This is a genomic window from Secundilactobacillus mixtipabuli (assembly GCF_002217925.1).
GTDB lineage: Bacteria > Bacillota > Bacilli > Lactobacillales > Lactobacillaceae > Secundilactobacillus > Secundilactobacillus mixtipabuli.
Genome location: NZ_BCMF01000008.1, coordinates 81,280 through 98,804, shown reverse-complemented (window position 1 = coordinate 98,804; position 17,525 = coordinate 81,280). Strand labels below are relative to the sequence as shown.

23 protein-coding genes, 1 other RNA gene and 1 other annotated feature are annotated in these 17,525 nt (G+C 43.5%); of the genes, 21 read left to right on the top strand and 3 right to left on the bottom strand.

Annotated features, from left to right (window positions below; translation table 11 throughout):
- Positions 1 to 25: 25 nt before the first annotated feature.
- The 12 genes from cysS (at position 26) to rplL (ending at position 7,518) form a co-directional block, all read left to right on the top strand.
- The gene (cysS, locus tag IWT5_RS09015; protein WP_089109627.1) at positions 26 to 1,450 is read left to right on the top strand and encodes a cysteine--tRNA ligase; all 1,425 of its coding nucleotides are present in this window, start codon (positions 26 to 28) and stop codon (positions 1,448 to 1,450) included.
- Positions 1,447 to 1,869 (top strand): Mini-ribonuclease 3, encoded by a 423-nt coding sequence (locus IWT5_RS09010; RefSeq protein ID WP_089109626.1) that lies wholly within the window; start codon positions 1,447 to 1,449, stop codon positions 1,867 to 1,869. Before cysS ends, IWT5_RS09010 begins: the two co-directional genes overlap by 4 nt.
- Positions 1,859 to 2,626 (top strand): 23S rRNA (guanosine(2251)-2'-O)-methyltransferase RlmB, encoded by a 768-nt coding sequence (gene rlmB / locus IWT5_RS09005; protein WP_089109625.1) that lies wholly within the window; start codon positions 1,859 to 1,861, stop codon positions 2,624 to 2,626. The genes IWT5_RS09010 and rlmB overlap by 11 nt, the downstream gene beginning before the upstream one ends.
- An 18-nt stretch (positions 2,627 to 2,644) precedes the next feature.
- Positions 2,645 to 3,184: an NYN domain-containing protein gene (locus IWT5_RS09000; protein WP_089109624.1), complete on the top strand. Its 540-nt coding sequence runs from the start codon at positions 2,645 to 2,647 to the stop codon at positions 3,182 to 3,184.
- Between the two features lie 199 nt (positions 3,185 to 3,383).
- Entirely contained in the window at positions 3,384 to 3,965 is a 582-nt protein-coding gene (locus tag IWT5_RS08995) for a sigma factor (protein WP_089109623.1), read from the top strand.
- Between the two features lie 71 nt (positions 3,966 to 4,036).
- Positions 4,037 to 4,186 carry a 50S ribosomal protein L33 gene (rpmG, locus tag IWT5_RS08990; protein WP_089088234.1) on the top strand — a complete coding sequence of 50 codons (150 nt, stop codon included), beginning with the start codon at positions 4,037 to 4,039 and terminating at the stop codon, positions 4,184 to 4,186.
- Between the two features lie 30 nt (positions 4,187 to 4,216).
- The gene (gene secE, locus IWT5_RS08985; protein ID WP_089109622.1) at positions 4,217 to 4,393 is read left to right on the top strand and encodes a preprotein translocase subunit SecE; all 177 of its coding nucleotides are present in this window, start codon (positions 4,217 to 4,219) and stop codon (positions 4,391 to 4,393) included.
- A gap of 116 nt (positions 4,394 to 4,509) precedes the next feature.
- Complete coding sequence (gene nusG, locus IWT5_RS08980; protein WP_089109621.1) at positions 4,510 to 5,058, top strand: transcription termination/antitermination protein NusG; 549 nt, start codon at positions 4,510 to 4,512, stop codon at positions 5,056 to 5,058.
- Between the two features lie 129 nt (positions 5,059 to 5,187).
- A complete protein-coding gene (rplK, locus tag IWT5_RS08975; RefSeq protein WP_089109620.1) occupies positions 5,188 to 5,613 on the top strand; it encodes a 50S ribosomal protein L11 in 426 nt (141 codons plus the stop codon).
- A 96-nt stretch (positions 5,614 to 5,709) separates the two neighbouring features.
- The gene (gene rplA / locus IWT5_RS08970; protein ID WP_089109619.1) at positions 5,710 to 6,402 is read left to right on the top strand and encodes a 50S ribosomal protein L1; all 693 of its coding nucleotides are present in this window, start codon (positions 5,710 to 5,712) and stop codon (positions 6,400 to 6,402) included.
- Positions 6,403 to 6,454: 52 nt separating this feature from the next.
- Positions 6,455 to 6,580, top strand: a sequence feature (ribosomal protein L10 leader region).
- Between the two features lie 21 nt (positions 6,581 to 6,601).
- Entirely contained in the window at positions 6,602 to 7,105 is a 504-nt protein-coding gene (gene rplJ / locus IWT5_RS08965) for a 50S ribosomal protein L10 (protein WP_089109618.1), read from the top strand.
- A 47-nt stretch (positions 7,106 to 7,152) separates the two neighbouring features.
- Positions 7,153 to 7,518, top strand: coding sequence for a 50S ribosomal protein L7/L12 (rplL, locus tag IWT5_RS08960; RefSeq protein WP_089088228.1), 366 nt, complete (start codon positions 7,153 to 7,155; stop codon positions 7,516 to 7,518).
- Between the two features lie 284 nt (positions 7,519 to 7,802).
- On the opposite strand, the gene nrdF is transcribed toward rplL, so the two are convergent.
- The 3 genes from nrdF to nrdH form a co-directional block, all read right to left on the bottom strand.
- On the bottom strand, positions 7,803 to 8,759 hold the full coding sequence (gene nrdF, locus IWT5_RS08955) for a class 1b ribonucleoside-diphosphate reductase subunit beta (RefSeq protein ID WP_089109617.1): 957 nt from the start codon (positions 8,757 to 8,759) through the stop codon (positions 7,803 to 7,805).
- A gap of 50 nt (positions 8,760 to 8,809) precedes the next feature.
- Positions 8,810 to 10,981 carry a class 1b ribonucleoside-diphosphate reductase subunit alpha gene (gene nrdE / locus IWT5_RS08950; RefSeq protein ID WP_089109616.1) on the bottom strand — a complete coding sequence of 724 codons (2,172 nt, stop codon included), beginning with the start codon at positions 10,979 to 10,981 and terminating at the stop codon, positions 8,810 to 8,812.
- Positions 10,982 to 11,079: 98 nt separating this feature from the next.
- Positions 11,080 to 11,307 carry a glutaredoxin-like protein NrdH gene (nrdH, locus tag IWT5_RS08945; RefSeq protein WP_089109615.1) on the bottom strand — a complete coding sequence of 76 codons (228 nt, stop codon included), beginning with the start codon at positions 11,305 to 11,307 and terminating at the stop codon, positions 11,080 to 11,082.
- A 195-nt stretch (positions 11,308 to 11,502) separates the two neighbouring features.
- Between nrdH and tadA the strand changes: the two genes are divergently transcribed.
- From tadA to holB, 9 genes are all read left to right on the top strand, one after another.
- On the top strand, positions 11,503 to 12,000 hold the full coding sequence (gene tadA / locus IWT5_RS08940) for a tRNA adenosine(34) deaminase TadA (RefSeq protein WP_089109614.1): 498 nt from the start codon (positions 11,503 to 11,505) through the stop codon (positions 11,998 to 12,000).
- Between the two features lie 62 nt (positions 12,001 to 12,062).
- Positions 12,063 to 12,149: signal recognition particle sRNA small type (gene ffs / locus IWT5_RS08935), an RNA gene on the top strand.
- A gap of 161 nt (positions 12,150 to 12,310) precedes the next feature.
- The gene (dnaX, locus tag IWT5_RS08930) at positions 12,311 to 14,053 is read left to right on the top strand and encodes a DNA polymerase III subunit gamma/tau (protein ID WP_089109613.1); all 1,743 of its coding nucleotides are present in this window, start codon (positions 12,311 to 12,313) and stop codon (positions 14,051 to 14,053) included.
- A gap of 24 nt (positions 14,054 to 14,077) precedes the next feature.
- A complete protein-coding gene (locus IWT5_RS08925) occupies positions 14,078 to 14,392 on the top strand; it encodes a YbaB/EbfC family nucleoid-associated protein (RefSeq protein WP_191981303.1) in 315 nt (104 codons plus the stop codon).
- 26 nt (positions 14,393 to 14,418) lie between these two features.
- Positions 14,419 to 15,018, top strand: coding sequence for a recombination mediator RecR (gene recR / locus IWT5_RS08920; protein WP_089109612.1), 600 nt, complete (start codon positions 14,419 to 14,421; stop codon positions 15,016 to 15,018).
- A 12-nt stretch (positions 15,019 to 15,030) separates the two neighbouring features.
- A complete protein-coding gene (locus tag IWT5_RS08915) occupies positions 15,031 to 15,273 on the top strand; it encodes a YaaL family protein (protein ID WP_089109611.1) in 243 nt (80 codons plus the stop codon).
- A gap of 205 nt (positions 15,274 to 15,478) precedes the next feature.
- Entirely contained in the window at positions 15,479 to 16,111 is a 633-nt protein-coding gene (gene tmk, locus IWT5_RS08910) for a dTMP kinase (RefSeq protein ID WP_089109610.1), read from the top strand.
- 23 nt (positions 16,112 to 16,134) lie between these two features.
- On the top strand, positions 16,135 to 16,464 hold the full coding sequence (gene darA, locus IWT5_RS08905; protein ID WP_089109609.1) for a cyclic di-AMP receptor DarA: 330 nt from the start codon (positions 16,135 to 16,137) through the stop codon (positions 16,462 to 16,464).
- Between the two features lie 18 nt (positions 16,465 to 16,482).
- On the top strand, positions 16,483 to 17,502 hold the full coding sequence (holB, locus tag IWT5_RS08900) for a DNA polymerase III subunit delta' (protein WP_089109608.1): 1,020 nt from the start codon (positions 16,483 to 16,485) through the stop codon (positions 17,500 to 17,502).
- Positions 17,503 to 17,525 lie beyond the last annotated feature (23 nt).

Sequence of the window (17,525 nt, the reverse complement as noted above, 5' to 3'; positions counted from 1 at the left end):
CGATTAACCAGAGAGGAGTCCGCACATGCTTAAGGTATTCAACACACTGACACGACAAAAGGAAGTCTTTACACCGATTACTTCAGGAATCGTAAAAATGTACGTCTGTGGTCCAACTGTCTACAATTACATTCATATTGGCAATGCGCGCAGTGCTATCGCATTTGATACCATTCGGCGTTACTTTGAATATAAGGGTTATCACGTTAAATATATTTCTAATTTTACGGATGTTGACGACAAAATGATTAAAGCCGCTAAGGAAGCTCACACGACGGTTCCTAAAATCGCCGAACGCTTTATTGCGGCCTTTATGACGGATACAAAAGCGCTGAACATTGAACCAGCCACTAAGCATCCCCGGGCCACTGAAAACATTAAAGATATTATTGAATTTATTCAGGACTTAATTGGTAAGGGCTATGCCTACGAATCCGAAGGTGACGTTTACTATCGGGCCCGCAAATTTGCCCATTACGGTCAACTGTCCCATCAAAACATTGATGACCTTGAAGTTGGTGCTAGTCAGCACGTTGATCCAGAGGAAGTCGATCGTAAAGAGGATCCCGTGGACTTTGCCCTTTGGAAGGCGGCTAAGCCAGATGAAATCTCCTGGAATTCACCGTGGGGTAAAGGCCGGCCGGGCTGGCACATTGAATGCTCAGTGATGTCGACGAAGTATCTAGGCGATACGTTTGATATTCATGGTGGTGGCCAGGATTTAACTTTTCCACACCATGAAAACGAAATTGCGCAGAGTGAAGCAAAAACCGGCCAGAAATTTGCTAATTACTGGCTGCACAACGGTTTTGTAACCGTCGGCGATGACAACGAAAAAATGAGTAAATCGTTGGGTAACTTTGTCACCGTCCACGATATTTTGAAGACGGTCGATCCTCAAGTTCTGCGGTTCTTTATGGCGACTACCCAGTATCGCCGGCCAATTCAATATACCCAGGGCAATTTAGATGATGCTGCCAACAATTTGAAACGGCTACAAACTGCCTTCAATAATTTAACGTATCGACTAAAGGATGCAGAACCGGGCAGTGATCCTAAAGTTGAACAAGAAATTCGGCAAATTGAAGCTGACTTTGTTGATCAAATGGACGATGATTTCAACGTCCAAAACGGGATCACCGAAGTTTATGAACTTGCTAAATTTGGTAACGTTTACGCTGAACGGCCAGTTGTCTTCAAGGATAGTTTGACCTTTATTCTGAAGACGCTGACGGAATTAGTGAATATTTTTGGCATTAAATTTAAGCAAGAAACACTAAATGATGACGGAATTGAAGCACTGATCAAGGAACGGATAGCTGCACGTCAGAACCGTAACTTTGAACGCAGTGATGAGATTCGTGAACAGTTGAAGGCTCAGGGGATCATTCTTGAGGATACGCCTCAGGGAACCCGCTGGCACAGAGACGATGGGAAAGGAAACGAATGAGCGAACAAGCACAACAAGATTATCGGCAATTGAATGGCGTCGTACTGGCTTACATGGGCGATGCAGCCTATGAAGTTTTTATCAGACGTCATTTGATCGAACAGGGGCTAACGAGGCCGAATAAGTTACAGCACAAGGCAACCATGTATGTTTCTGCGAAAGCGCAAGCTGGACTGATTGCACTGATGGATGCAGATGGCTTCTGGACTGAAGAAGAGGAATACTATTTTAAGCGCGGCCGTAACGCTAAAAGTTACACGCATGCTAAAAACACCAGTGTGATGACGTACCGAATCTCAACGGGATTTGAAGCCGTTTTTGGCTATTTAACGTTGAGTGACCAACAGGACCGGTTAGCTGAAATGGCACAGTGGTGCATTGAGCAGGTAGAAGCAGGGAGATTACCAAATGAGAAATAATGAACAGACACCAGAAGAACCTTCTGAATTTATTTTCGGCCGCCATCCAGCAATTACGGCTTTAAAAAGTGATCAGGAAATCAACAAAGTCTTTATTCAAGACGGTTTAAAGAACGAACTGATCGGTGAAATCATCAAGTTAGCTAAAAAGCGATCGTTGGTGATTCAAATGGTGCCTAAGTCAAAGCTTGAACGACTAGCACCGCGTGAGAATCATCAAGGCGTTGTGTTAGCTGTTTCAGCGTATAAGTATGCCAGTATCGATGATTTATTCGAACGCGCAAAGGAGAAGGATGAAGCACCATTTTTCCTTATTCTGGACAATATCAATGATCCGCATAACTTAGGGTCGATCATGCGAACTGCTGATGCTGTAGGAGCGCATGGGATTATTATTCCTAAGCGGCGTTCGGTTGGCCTAACTGGAGTGGTTGCGAAAACTTCAACGGGTGCTATTGAACACGTTCCGGTTGTTCGGGTTACTAACTTAGTCAACACGGTCAAAGAATTGAAAGACCGCGGGCTTTGGGTATTTGGTACGGATATGAATGGGACCGATTACCGACGCTTTGATGCTAAGGGACCAGTTGGCATTATTATCGGTAATGAAGGTAAGGGAATTTCTCCTCTGTTGAAAAAGACAGTGGATGAGATGCTAACAATTCCAATGGTAGGACACGTTCAAAGTTTAAATGCCAGTGTGGCAGCTAGCCTTTTGATGTATCAAGCCTTTTCTTCCCGTCACCCGCTGAATTAAACGAATTGGGTGAGGTTATTGAAAAAAGATATCTTAATTGTTGATGCCTACAATATGATTGGTAACTGGCCGGATTTAAATCGCTTAAAGCTGTCGGGACGCTTGGAAGAAGCTCGCGATAACTTATTATCGATTTTATCGGAATATCATAAGTACCAAAGAATTGAAATGATCGTGGTCTTTGATGCCATGTACGTTCCCGGGATGTCCAAAAAGTACGACCATTACGGACTTGAGGTCGTTTGGACCGGGCAAGACCAGACTGCTGATGAGTATATTGAGGCGTTGACCAAGCAAAAACAGACACGGTTTACGCAGGTGACTGTCGCTACCAGTGATCAGGCTGAACAGTGGACCGTTTTTTCGGCGGGGGCGCTGCGAATTCCAGCGGGAGAATTGCTGACTGATATTAATCGGACCCGCAAGGAAGTTCACACCCAGGCCGTTAAATTTGCCGACCAAGGGCAGGTCCGCCGTTCGCCTTGGGATGACGGCCAGCTATCAAAATTAGAACAATTGCGTGATCATTTGGGCGAGAATCATCACCCAGATAATTAATTGGAAAAAAGCTCATCAATCACAACCGGTTTAAGATTTTGGACTAGCTCTATAAATAGTGATGCAGTCGCATTACTGGTCTAAAAGTCGAAACCGGTTGTGTTTTTAATGTATAATTGGGAATTCTGTTTGGTATACATCAGTTCACTCGCCTGTTATATTGTTTCCAATGCTTAACTAAGCCAACGGAGGAAACAACATGCTCGTCAAAGATCAAGCGGATTGGACACTGGTAGAAATGGCACGTGAAGGTAGTGAAAGTGCGTTACAAGAGTTGATGGACCGGTATAAGCCGCTGATTTTAAGCATCCAAAAGCGCTTTTATCTACAGGGATTAGAGCTTTCAGATTGGATGCAAGAATCAAGAATTGTGATTTGGGAAGTTGTGAATCGCTTTGACGTGACAAGGACACACGCTTTTGGTTCATATCTGAAGGCGGCGTTGCTTAACTGTCGGCGTGATTGTGCTCGGCGACTCAATGCCAAAAAGCGGAAAGCAACGGGACCAGTTTCTTCAATTGATGCTAATCCGAGTTATTTTGCAGATACTTTAGCGGATGAGCAACTATTTTCCTCTGAAGGATTAGTCATTTTTAAGCAACAGCTGTTTGAAACGGTTAAGAAAGATATGTCAAAGATGGAAAGATCGGTTTTAATCGCTTTATTATCTGGTGAGACTGAAGCGCAAATCTGCGAACGGTTTCAGCTTGATGGCATACAGTTTCACAACGCCAATGAACGGATCAAAAGAAAGCTTCGTTTACGTAAGCAGGCTGACTAGAACTGTGACATTGCTTGACACGCGCTTTAAGTAAATGCTATCATGAAGCTTGCTATAAGGAGGTGTTAGACGTGGCTCAAAAGAAGGTTGCGTTAGCATGTTCTGTCTGTGGATCCCGGAACTATACTGTCCCGGCTAGTCCTAATCGTAAAGTTCGACTTGAAGTAAAAAAATACTGTAAGTATTGTGGTAAGCATACGTTACATCGGGAGACCCGGTAACGCGTTGTTACCCGGTGTAAGGAGGGGCTCATGCACTTTTTTAGATTTTTAGTTGCTGTTAAAGACGAAATGAAACAGGTCTCTTGGCCTGATGCTAAACAGACCCGAAAGGATACCAGCAGCGTGATTGTTGTTGCTGTGTCCATGGCGATCTTTTTAGGGATTATTGACTATCTGGTTCAAATCGGATTAAAGTTCTTGGCTTAATGCCACTAGACGGTAATCTATGCTATAATAGGTTTTGTTGAAAACTTCGCGCGGTCGGAGTTTTTTTATTTTGATTAATTGACTGTATTAGTCCCTTTAGGAAAGGATGGAACAAAATGGTTGAATCAGCTGAAAAGCAATGGTATGTCCTTCATACCTATTCTGGCTATGAAAACAAAGTAAAGATGAACTTGGAATCACGTGCCCAATCAATGGGAATGCAAGACTACATTTTCCGGGTAGTTGTCCCAGAAGAAGAGGAACGTGAGGTTAAAAACGGTAAAGAAAAAATCAAGATGGATAAAACCTTCCCTGGTTACGTTTTGGTTGAAATGGTGATGACGGATGATGCTTGGTATATCGTTCGGAATACACCAGGTGTTACCGGATTTATCGGTTCTCACGGTCAGGGCTCAAAGCCAACCCCGTTGCTTCCTGATGAAGTTGAACTAATTTTGAAGCGATTAGGCATGAGCAGCCGTCATGAAGATCTTGACGTTGATGTTGATGATACGGTTAAGATCGTCGATGGTGCCTTTTCAGGCATGGAAGGTAAAATTACCGAGATCGACCATGAAAAAGGTAAGCTCAAGGTTAATATCAACATGTTCGGTCGTGAAACTAGCGCTGAACTGAATTTCGACCAAGTTGATCCAGTTATTTAAATAATCTGAAGAATTGCTTGGCAAGTCACTATAATTGTGGTAGTTTATATGAGTATGTTCTGCATACACGTGTGGGAGGAGAAATCTGCTCTCCATTTACCACAACACGGACTCAAGGAGGTATGTCTCGTGGCTAAAAAAGTAGCTAACATTGTTAAATTGCAAATTCCTGCGGGAAAAGCAACACCAGCTCCACCAGTTGGTCCAGCATTGGGCCAAGCCGGGATTAACATTATGGGCTTTACGAAGGATTTTAACGCTCGTACAGCCGATCAAGCTGGAATGATTATTCCTGTTGTTATCACGGTTTATGAGGATCGTTCATTCGACTTCATTACTAAGACTCCGCCAGCAGCCGTTCTTTTAAAGAAGGCCGCCGGTGTTGAACACGGTTCAGGCGAGCCTAACACGAAAAAGGTTGCTAAAGTAACCAAGGATCAAGTTAAGCAAATCGCTGAGACCAAAATGCAAGACCTAAACGCTGCTGACGTAGAAGCAGCTATGCGCATGGTTGAAGGTACTGCTCGTAGCATGGGCTTCACTGTAGAAGGTTAATCCCAGCTACTAACACTACGGATACTTTGTTAAAGCAAATGTATCAAGTGGGAGGCCAAGCCGTTATAACCACATTTGCAAGGAGGAATTCACAAGATGGCTCATAAAAGAGGTAAAAAGTATCAAGACGCTGTCAAGCAAGTAGAAGCTGAAAAGAACTACTCGCTTGATGAAGCTGTTGATTTAGTTAAGAAAATTGATTTTGCTAAGTTTGATGCAACTGTTGAAATTGCATTCAAGCTTAACGTAGATACAAAGCAAGCTGACCAACAGCTCCGTGGGGCAGTTGTTCTGCCTAACGGTACTGGTAAAGATCAGACTGTTGTTGTATTTGCAAAGGGTGACAAGGCTAAGGAAGCTGAAGCCGCTGGCGCTGACTTTGTTGGTGAAGACGACTTAGTTGCCAAGATCCAAGATGGCTGGTTGGACTTTGATGTTGCAATTGCAACACCAGATATGATGGCCCAAGTTGGTCGTTTAGGTCGTGTTCTTGGACCTAAGGGCTTAATGCCTAACCCTAAGACTGGTACTGTTACCATGGACGTAACGAAGGCTGTTAACGATTCTAAGGCTGGTAAGGTTACTTACCGGACTGACCGTGACGGTAACGTTGCAGTTCCTGTGGGTAAAGTATCATTCGATTCTGACAAGTTAGTTGAAAACTTGGAGACAATTGCGAACGTGGTTGTTTCAGCCCGTCCTGCAGCTGTTAAAGGGACTTACGTACAACACGTATCCATTTCATCAACCTTTGGCCCAAGTGTCAACGTTGATGTTGCTTCCCTTTAATTAAATAGGAAATCCCGTATTGACTTTTGTTCAAGTATTCTGTATGCTTAACAAGTTGATATTTGTTCTGCCCAAGACTCAGGTGGCGAAAGCCTCAATCTACCTGCCGAGGAAGATGTGAATTTAGTTTTACATTTCTCTCTATGCCTGGCGGACATAGGGATTTTTTATTCCTAAAAGAATTCAGGAGGTGAAACTAATGAGTAAAGAAACTGTTGCAATCAAAGCTAAGGCAGTCGAAGAAGCCACTGAACGTTTTAACAACGCTCAATCAGCTATCGTCGTTGACTACCGTGGTTTAACGGTTGCCGAAGTCACTGACTTGCGTAAGCAATTACGTGAAGCCGGTGTTACGATGAGTGTCATCAAGAACAAGATTTTGACCCGTGCTGCAGAAAAAGCCGGTTATGCAGACTTGAACGATACGTTTGTTGGCCCAACTGCTGTTGCCTTTTCTGATGAAGATGCAATTGCACCTGCCAAGATTTTGAAGAAGTTTGCTGACAGCCACGATGCCTTGAGTCTTAAGGGTGGTATGGTTGAAGGTAAAGTTGCTACTCTTGATGAAATCAACGAATATGCTACGATGCCAAGCCGTGAAGACTTGTTGTCAATGCTTGCTAGTGCCTTGTCTGATCCTATGCGTAAAATTGCGCGTGCGGTTAAGGCAATCGCTGACAAGGGTGAAGGTGAAGCTGCCTAACTCTGTAACACAACTAACTATTTCAATATAAAATGGAGGAAACAAAAATGGCTTTTGATAAAGATGCTATCATCGCTTCATTAAAAGAAGCGTCAATCTCAGATTTAAACGACCTTGTTAAGGCAATCGAAGACGAATTCGATGTTTCTGCTGCTGCTCCAGTTGCTGCAGCTGCTGGTGGTGCCGATGCAGGTGCTGCTAAGGATTCATACGACGTTGAATTAACTGAATCAGGTGACCAAAAGGTTAAAGCTATCAAGGCTGTCCGTGAGATCACTGGTCTTGGTTTAAAGGATGCTAAGGGTCTTGTTGACAACGTACCTTCAGTTATCAAGGAAGGCGTTTCAGAAGACGAAGCCAACGATCTTAAAGCTAAGCTTGAAGAAGTTGGTGGCGTGGTTACCCTTAAGTAATTTAAGGCAGCCCGTTTTAAAAGCACTGTGCAATTGCACAGTGCTTTTTTGTATTCTTTCGTATCAAAGAGGCTAAAATTTGGCTGTGCTTGAGCTTTACAAATAGTTAGAGCACTATTGCTCAGCTTCAGCTTTGAAATTGCTCGAGAATGGATTTCTGGCCTTACAGAGCTAATCTAGTTTGAAGCGATGCCCATCCATTACTTATCGTGATAATCAAAAATCAGGGATGATGCCCTTATTTCAAAGGCATCATCCCTGATTGGGTTTTTCTATCTTGAAACTTAAATATCGTAGTCACTATCTTGCATGGCTTCCACGTTACCAAGCAGGTAACCATTACCGACTTGAGAGAAGAAGTCATGGTTAGCGGTTGACGTTGAAATACCGTTCATGACGATTGGATTAACGTCATCAGCTGTATCGGGGAAGAGCGGATCTTGACCCAGGTTCATGAGGGCTTTATTGGCGTTATAGCGAATAAAGGACAGCACTTCATCAGTCCAGCCGACTTGATCATAAACAAGGTGGGTATACTTCTCTTCATTCTCGTAGAGTTCGTACAAGAAGTTAAACATCCAGTCTTTTAGTTCTTGCTGTTCATTTTCACCTAGTTGATTGAAGCCAATTTGAAATTTATAGCCAATATAAGTGCCATGGACAGATTCATCCCGGAGAATGAGTTTGATAATTTCGGCTACGTTAGCTAATTTATTGTGGCCGAGGTAATAAAGTGGCGTGAAAAAGCCGGAGTAAAAGAGGAAAGTTTCCAAGAAAACGTTGGCGATTTTTTTCTTTAGCGGATGATTATCGTCATGATAGAGATCCCGGATTCGTAACGCTTTGTTTTGAAGAAATTCTTCAGTATCGCTCCAGTTAAAAATTTCATCGATTTCATCTGGCGTATTTAAGGTTGTGAAGATTGAAGAATAACTTTTAGCGTGGACTGATTCCATGAATTGAATGTTATTTAAAACGGCCATTTCATGTTGAGTTTTCGTATCTTTTCTGAGTGAGGCCATGCCGTCTTGAGACTGCAGGGTGTCCAGAAGGGTTAAACCACCAAAAACGTGACCAACGACCCATTTATGATTATCATCAAGCTCCCGCCAATCGTCTAAATCGTTTGATAGGGGGATTCGGGTGTCTAGCCAAAACTGCTCCGTTAACTTTTCCCAAGTGGCCTTATCAATTTGATCGTCCACAGCATTCCAGTTTATTGCGTGATATGATTCTGTCATTATTAAGCTCCTTTAACGTCTAATTACGTGATGATGCTTGCTAGTAAGATTTAAATGACGCAACTCTCACATTGATTGGCACCAATTTCGCCTTCGTCATCCGTAAATGTTCGAACATAGTAAATTGACTTAAGGCCCTTTTTATGGGCGTAGTTTCTTAAAATGCTTAAATCACGAGTTGTCATTTTATTAGTTCGGCCATTTTTCCATTCATATAGGCCTTCAGGAATGGTCGAACGCATGAAGAGCGTCATACTCATTCCCTGATCCACGTGTTGCTGAGCGGCAGCGTAGACGTCAATAACTTTACGCATGTCAGTGTCATAAGCTGACTTATAGTAAGGCATCGTTTCGTTTGATAGATAGGGTGCTGGGTAGTAAATATTACCAATTTTCTTTTCTTGACGTTCTTCGATTCGGTTGATAATGGGGTGCAGGCTGGCCGTGGTATCGTTGATGTAAGAGATGGACCCATTAGGCGCGACTGCTAAACGATTTTGATGATACAAACCGTCTTTCATTACTGCTTCCTTAAGGTTTTGCCAGTCTTCAGCTGTTGGTATAAACGTATCTTTAAAGAGTGCTTTGACTTTATCAGATTGAGGGATAAAGTCACCTTTTTGATTGGTGTATTTGTCAAAATAACTGCCGTCTGCATACGCGCTTTTTTCAAAGTTATAGAAAGTCGTGTGACGTTCTTTAGCAATCTGATTAGAGGCAACTAACGTCCAGTAATTCAGCAGCATAAAGTAAATATTAGTAAATTCAACGGTTTCTGGGTCACCGTACATCATCTGGTTTTTAGCAAAGAAACTGTGAAGTCCCATCGCACCGAGGCCAATCGTATGGCCAAGCTTGTTACCATTTTGGATGGATGGCACAACATCAATATCAGAGTGATCAGTGATGAAAGTGAGTGCCCGAACCATCGTTTCAACCGAGTGACCAAAGTCTGGACTTGCCATTAAATTAACGATATTGGTTGAGCCTAGATTGCAAGAAATGTCACGGCCTAATTGAACGTAAGTCTGGGTATTGTCGACAGTTGATGGTGTTTGTACTTGGAGAATTTCGGAGCAAAGATTGCTCATCACGATACGGCCATCAATGGGATTATCCCGGTTGGCTGTATCAATGTTAATAATGTAAGGATAGCCAGATTCTTGTTGCAGTTTACCAATTTCAGTTTCTAGTTCACGGGCAGGTAACTTCTTTTTGTGAATGGCGTCATTGGCAACCATCTTGTCATATTCTTTGGTAATATCGACGTAGCTAAATGGGACACCATATTCGCGCTCCACGTCATAAGGACTGAAGAGATACATCTCTTGATTATCCCGGCACAGTTCATAAAATTTGTCAGGCACAGTGATCCCAAGTGAAAGGGTCTTAAGCCGAATTTTTTCATCGGCGTTTTCTTTTTTAGCAGATAGAAAAGCGACAATGTCTGGATGGAATACGCTGAGATAAACAACACCGGCACCTTGACGCTGGCCGAGCTGATTAGAATAGGAAAAACTGTCTTCTAATAACTTCATAACGGGAACAACACCGCTGGCAGCACCCTCAATATTCTTGATCGGATCACCGGCGCCACGTAAGTTGGATAAGTTAATCCCAACACCGCCGCCAATTCGGGAAAGTTGCAACGCTGAGTTAATTGTTCGACCGATGGTGTTCATATTATCGGTTGTTTGAATTAAGAAGCACGAGACTAATTCGCCACGTTGCTTACGGCCAGCATTTAAGAAGCTGGGAGTAGCTGGTTGATAACGCTGATGGATCATTTCGTCAGCCAAATCCATGGCTAACTGCTCGTCGCCGTCAGCAAAGTACAGTGCGTTTAGCGCAACGCGATCAATATAGTTTTCTAGGTAATAGTCGTTATCGTTTGTCCGTAAGGCGTACTGCGCATAAAATTTGTAGGCTGCCATGAAAGACTTAAAATGGAAATTTTCTGATTTTAAATAGTCGTATAATGATTCAATAAAAGAAAATTTGTATTTGTTGTAGAAACCCGTTTCAATATAATTGTTTTCCAAGAGGTAATTGAAACGGTCCTGCAATGAATCGAATTTTTTGGTATTTGGTTCAACATTTTGTTTTAAAAAAGCCTGAAGGGCTTCTTGATCTTTATTCAGTGGGATCTGGCCCTTTACTGGAATGTTAATTTCATTGTTAAGATCATAATAAGTGACATCTTGAAGGTCTTTTAAACTCATTTACAAACTCACTCTTTTCTATTAAGGTCAAATTAAGTAAAATAAAAAAGGTGACGTTTTCTGGTATCCAGAATACGCCACCTTAACACCTGCGTATGTTAAATGGCCAGTTTCTGTAATTTATCTGGTCTAAAGCCGCTAAACTGTGTATCAGCAGTTTCAATGACGGGCAGAGATTGAAAGCCGCGGTCCTTGAGATAATCAACGTACTGCGGATTTTCGTTAATGTTGTGTTCAATAAAATCAACGTGATGTTCAGTTAAAAATCGCTTTGTCATTTTGCATTGCATGCAATTATTCCGTGAATAAATCGTTACTTTTGTCATGTGAACCACACTCCTATGTAATCTCGATAAATAGAGTTTACACCAGTCAGCAAAAAATTCAACCTAAAGACCCCCATATTTGGTGTTTGGGTAAAAACGCAAACACCAAATATGGGGTAGGGACGGTAATCACGGTTACTTTAAGTCAGCAAAAAAATATTTTTTTAATAGGGATAGTGGTTAAAGGAGGTCGGCCTGATCGAAACGGATGAAGTTTATATGCGAGAAGCACTGTTAGAAGCCCACAAGTCAGCCCTGATTGGGGAAGTCCCAATTGGTGCGGTGATCGTCCATGAGGGCAAGATTGTCGGGCGCGGTCACAATCTACGGGAACATAGTCAATTAGCTGCTGATCATGCTGAGATGATGGCGATTACTGAAGCTAACCAAAAGTTGCACAGCTGGCGATTAGTGGACTGTACCCTGTACGTGACCTTGGAACCTTGCATTATGTGCAGCGGCGCCATTATTAATTCACGCATCGACAGAGTTGTTTTTGGTGCCCGCGATCCTAAGGCTGGGGCAGTGACGACGCTGTATGGTGTGTTAGGGGATTCACGGCTAAATCATCAAGTGGCCGTAAAAGAAGGCGTGCTAGCCTCTCAGGCTGGGGCAGTGTTAAAAACCTTCTTTAAAGCGGCTAGAAAACGAAACAAGCTAAGAAAAAAGCAACAGCGGGCTAATAAACCATAACCTTAATCGGATTTTGGCTGGCATTCGGTTTTTAAATATGGTAAAGTAGAAATTGCCGCAAGGCCTTGGGGCAAGGGTGACCTTACGAATCGTGTCAGGTCCGGAAGGAAGCAGCACTAAGTATGAGTGACTTTGTGCTCCAAGTTGATATGATTTTAACGAGGGCGGAACAAAACGTTTAGTTTTGTTACCGTCCTCTTCTTATACAATTTTTAACGGTCCGAATGTGTAGTATTTGATGAATAAACACTATATAATGTTTATCAGTGAGTTCTAAGAGATAACCCAAAAAGAATCGAGGGAAATAGTCATGAGTTACCAAGCCTTATACCGGGTGTGGCGGCCACAGCGTTTTGATGAAGTTATTGGACAAACATTAATTACCCAAACTCTGAAAAACGCCGTTAAAACTAAACAAATTAGTCATGCCTACCTGTTTGCCGGGCCGCGGGGAACGGGTAAGACCTCGATGGCAAAGATTTTTGCCAAGGCGGTGAACTGTCAGCACCAAGAAGACGGTGAGCCCTGCAATCAATGTGAAACTTGTAAGGCAATCACAAAGGGAACACTCAATGATGTGATTGAGATTGATGCTGCTTCCAATAATGGGGTAGAAGAGATCAGGGATATTCGTGATAAGGTCAAGTATGCACCAACAGAAGCGGAGTATAAAGTTTATATCATTGACGAAGTTCACATGCTCTCCACGGGGGCCTTTAACGCTTTGCTAAAGACTTTGGAAGAACCGCCAGCTAACGTCATTTTTATTCTTGCGACTACTGAACCGCATAAGATTCCCGCAACCATCATCTCGCGGACTCAGCGGTTTGACTTTAAGCAGATTCAAGCTAAGGATAGTTTGTCACGGATGGTTTATATTCTAAAGGAAAAGGGCCTGTCCTATGAAGACGAGGCACTGAAAGTGATTGCCAAAGCTTCTGAAGGCGGCATGCGTGACGCGCTTAGTATTTTGGACCAGGTTATTTCCTTTGGTGATGATAAGGTCACACTAGATAATGCCTTGCTGGTGACCGGTGCGGTTCGAAAACAATTGTTGGTGACGTACTTAACTCAAGTCAACCATCAGGATACTCAAAAAGCACTGATGACGATTCAAGAGATCTTAGATGAAGGTAAAGATCCAGAACGATTCACCGAAGACCTGGTCAATCTGACTCGGGATCTATTGCTGTACCAGCAATCACCAGAACTGGTGACTCAGATTGAGATGGATCAAGTAGATTCTGATTTCAAGCAGCTGGCAGCTGAGATAAAGCCGCAACAGCTGTACGATATCATTGATGACTTAAATGATATTCAACAGCAAATGCGGTTTACGACTCATGAAGATGTTTATCTGGAAGTCCTTACGGTACGGCTAGCAGGGCGCCAGAGTCAACCGACAGCCGTTGCGCAAACAAGTCAGGTGGACAATGATGCCATCACTCGCCTAGAAGCAGAAGTCAGCAGTTTGAAGAAAAAGGTGGCCAATTTACAGCAGGCACCGGTTGCTAAGACAGCACAAGCTAAGCGCCCAGCGGTAGTGAAAACAGTCGCCAAGCCAAAGCGGACGCAAGTTAATTTGAGTCAGGTATACCCGATTTTAGGGGCGGCAACCCGTCAGGATCTTTCTGCTTTACAAGAAGTGTGGCCGGATCTGATGAATATTTTATCGATCCCGCAACGTTCCATTATGGGCGTGTCGAAGCCGGTGGCGGCTAGTCCAGATGGTGCAATTATTGCCTTCGACTATGCTTTCCTGCAGCAGCGTGCTAATGCGGATCAAGAACTAAACGATGCCCTTGAAAATGGGTTAGATCGCCTAACACATAAGGTACCAAATTTAGTATTCGTGCCGACTGATCAATGGCCGCAAATTCGCAAGACTTACTTGGAGCAACATCAAGTGGCGGGTCAAGAGAACCAGGACACAGAGTCGCCGGAAGAAGAGAACCACGACAACGCCGATGCATCTCAATCGAACACGACGCCCGTTGTCGATAAGGCGAAAGCGTTGTTCGGTGATGATGTGGTCGACATTAAATCAGATTAAACTAACAGAGGATGGTAATTAACTATGATGCGTGGAATGGGTAACATGGGCAATATGATGAAGCAAATGAAGCAAATGGAAAAGAAGTTGGCTGAAGAGCAAAAAGTGATGGAAGCTAAGACCTACACCGGTGTTTCTCCTGATGAGATGGTTAAAGCGACTTTTAGTGGTAAACGTGAAATGACCGACTTATCAATTGATCCTAAGGCAATTGACCCTGACGATCCTGATATGTTAAGCGATCTCGTTTTAGCCGCGGTTAATTCGGCGCTTAAACAAATTGATGCGGACGGCAAGCAAACCTTAGGTAAGTACACGAACAACATACCAGGTATGTAGTTGACTTAAAGGAGTGAACGGCAGCAATGCAATACCCAGAACCAATTGCACAACTTATTGATAGTTATATGAAGCTGCCAGGAATCGGGCAAAAAACGGCTACACGCTTGGCCTTTTATACTATAGATATGGCTAATGATGATGTTACCCGCTTTGCAAAATCATTGATTTCAGCTAAGCGCGACCTGCATTTTTGTTCGATCTGCGGTAACATAACTGAAAATGACCCATGTGATATTTGTCGTGATAAAACCCGTGATCAGAGTCAGATTTTGGTGGTTGAACAAGCTAAAGATATTATGACCATGGAAAAGATGAAGGAATATCACGGCTTATACCACGTTTTAAACGGTGTTTTATCGCCAATTGAGGGCAAGGGGCCTGAAGATTTAAATATGTCCAGCTTGCTGAAACGGTTGCAGACCAATCAAGCCGTCAAAGAAGTTATTGTGGCCACAAACGCTACGCCGGAAGGTGAGGCAACGGCGATGTACTTGTCGCGGTTGATTAAGCCTGCAGGGATTAAAGTAACTCGGCTGGCTCATGGCCTTTCAGTGGGATCAGATATTGAGTATGCCGATGAAATGACATTGTATAAAGCAGTGGAAGGCCGAACTGAAATGTAAGGAAGTGACGACATGTTTGGTGCACGAAAGCAACACATTAAACAGCAGTTCGATGACAAATTATTGATGACGATCGAACGGGCTAAAGAAGAATGGGATCAAGCAAAGCAAACTGAAATTGCGGTTGCAGACGTCGATGAAGAAATTACAGCGCAAACGGCGTTAGCTCGACAAAAATACCTTTTCTTATACCGAGAAGCACGTCTACGTCATGTCCGTGGCGATCATATTCAGGCATCAGTCTTTGACCATTAAAATAAAAGCTGTGGTTTTACCGATTTTAAGTCGGTAAATCTCACGGCTTTTTTCGTTGTTTCAAAGCCAATGATTCCCCTGCTAAGCGCTTGATTCCCCTGCTCTAATCAAGTACAATTGCATGTGTCGCACCAACTGAGAGAGTGGCTGTGCGTTACTATTTTTAGCCCCCTCACCACAATTTATTGTAATCGAGGTAACCAACTTGACAGGATTATTTATTTCATTTGAAGGACCAGATGGCGCCGGAAAAACAACGGTTCTAACTGCGATTGCTGAACGGTTTGAAGCAGCAAAGCGGCATGATATTTTGGTTACCCGTGAACCGGGAGGTAATCAGATTTCGGAAGCCATTCGAAACATTATTTTAGACCCTCAAAATACGCAAATGGACGTGCGCACCGAAGCCCTACTATACGCAGCTTCGCGTCGCCAACTTATTCAAGAAACGATTCGCCCCGCTTTAGCAGCTGACAAGATCATTTTGTGTGATCGATTTGTCGACAGTTCAGTTGCCTATCAGGGGGCTGGACGGCAAATTGGTGAAGAGGCGGTTTACCAGATGAACCAGTTTGCAACTGAGGGACTGACACCTGATTTAACCATCTATATCGATGTTCCATCTGAAGTTGGGTTAGCCCGTATCAAAGCTCATCGTAAAAACGTTGATCGGCTTGATGCAGAAGCACTTAGTTTCCATAAGCGTGTCCGGGCAGCTTACCTGCGGCTAGCAGAGAAGTTTCCAGAACGGATCGTAACAATCGATGCTACCCAACCAGTGGCAGATGTTATCGATCAGGCGATGGCCTTGATTACAAGTAAAATGAACCAGCGTTAGTCTGAGAGAAAGAGGGATCGTGTATGAAGTTAGTGATTGCAATCGTACAAGATAAAGATGCTAACCGTCTCCGCACTGAATTCGTTAAAGCTGGTATTGGGGTGACTCGTTTATCAACAACAGGCGGTTTCTTGAAGTCCGGTAACACGACTTATATGATCGGAATTGAAGATAAACGGGTGCAGGAAGTTCTTGACCTTATTCATGAAACGTCAAGAACGCGCCAGCAGTTTATGACGCCACCCGTTAATATTGATACCCAGCTTGAAGCGACTTCGGGCTACCCAGTTGAAGTTCAAGTGGGCGGTGCCACCGTTTTCGTTTTACCTATCGAACAATTTCATAAATTCTAGGATTAGTGGAGGCAGGTTTTGACAGAACAAAATCTAATTGAACAAGCTGAAAATAAACAGCCACATTTAATGAAGCATTTTATTCACCTTGTGACCACTAATCGACTCAGCCATGCTTACCTCTTTTCCGGGTTACCCGGCTGTGGCAAAAGAGCAGTTGCACAGGTCGTTGCCATGCGGTTATTTTGTGAAAACCCGAATGCAGATGGTATGCCATGCGGTCATTGTCCAGAATGCGGCCGTATTTTGGCGGGGGATAATCCTGATGTTGTGACTGTAGAACCGGATGGCCAGCGGATCAAAGTCGATCAGGTTCGTTATATTAAGGATGAGTTCTCTAAAAGCCCAGTGGAGGGGTCCACTAAGGTATTTATCATTGAAGGGGCGGAAACGCTGACGACTAATGCTGCTAATGGATTGCTGAAATTCATTGAAGAGCCCGTGGCTAACCGGGTCATTTTTTTATTAACGACCAATAAGAGCATGATGTTAGCTACCATTCTATCCCGAACGCAGATTGTCGAATTTCCGCCACTGTCTTCAAAGGCGTTCGCAGAGACGCTGCGTGAGCATCAAATTTCCGAGAATCAGATTCCATTACTGACGGGGCTGACCAATAGTCTGGATGTTGCTCAGCAGCTTATGACGGATGACTGGCTGGCTAATTGTCAGCACGAATTGAGTCGTTGGTTTGGGCAGCTTGCCAAGCATGATGATATGGCTTTTGTGACGGTTCAAACGGGTCTCATGCCACTGGCTCATGACCGGGATCACCAAGCGGTGATTTTGGATGCAATCGTACTTCTTTGGCAATATACATTGCAGATCAAGTACCACGCTGATGCTGCTCAATCAGCATTTCCGGAACTGCAGGCAGCAATGACCGCAATGGTACAATTACTGACTAGAAGCCAACTATTAGCGATTTTAACAGCCGTGCTGGAGACTAAAAAAGCCCTGGCGGGGAACATGAATATTCAAAGCATTTTAGAAACTCTGACCCTGCGAATTCTGGGTGATATGAAACAAGATGCCTAGAAATAGCGGATGTTCTTTAAACA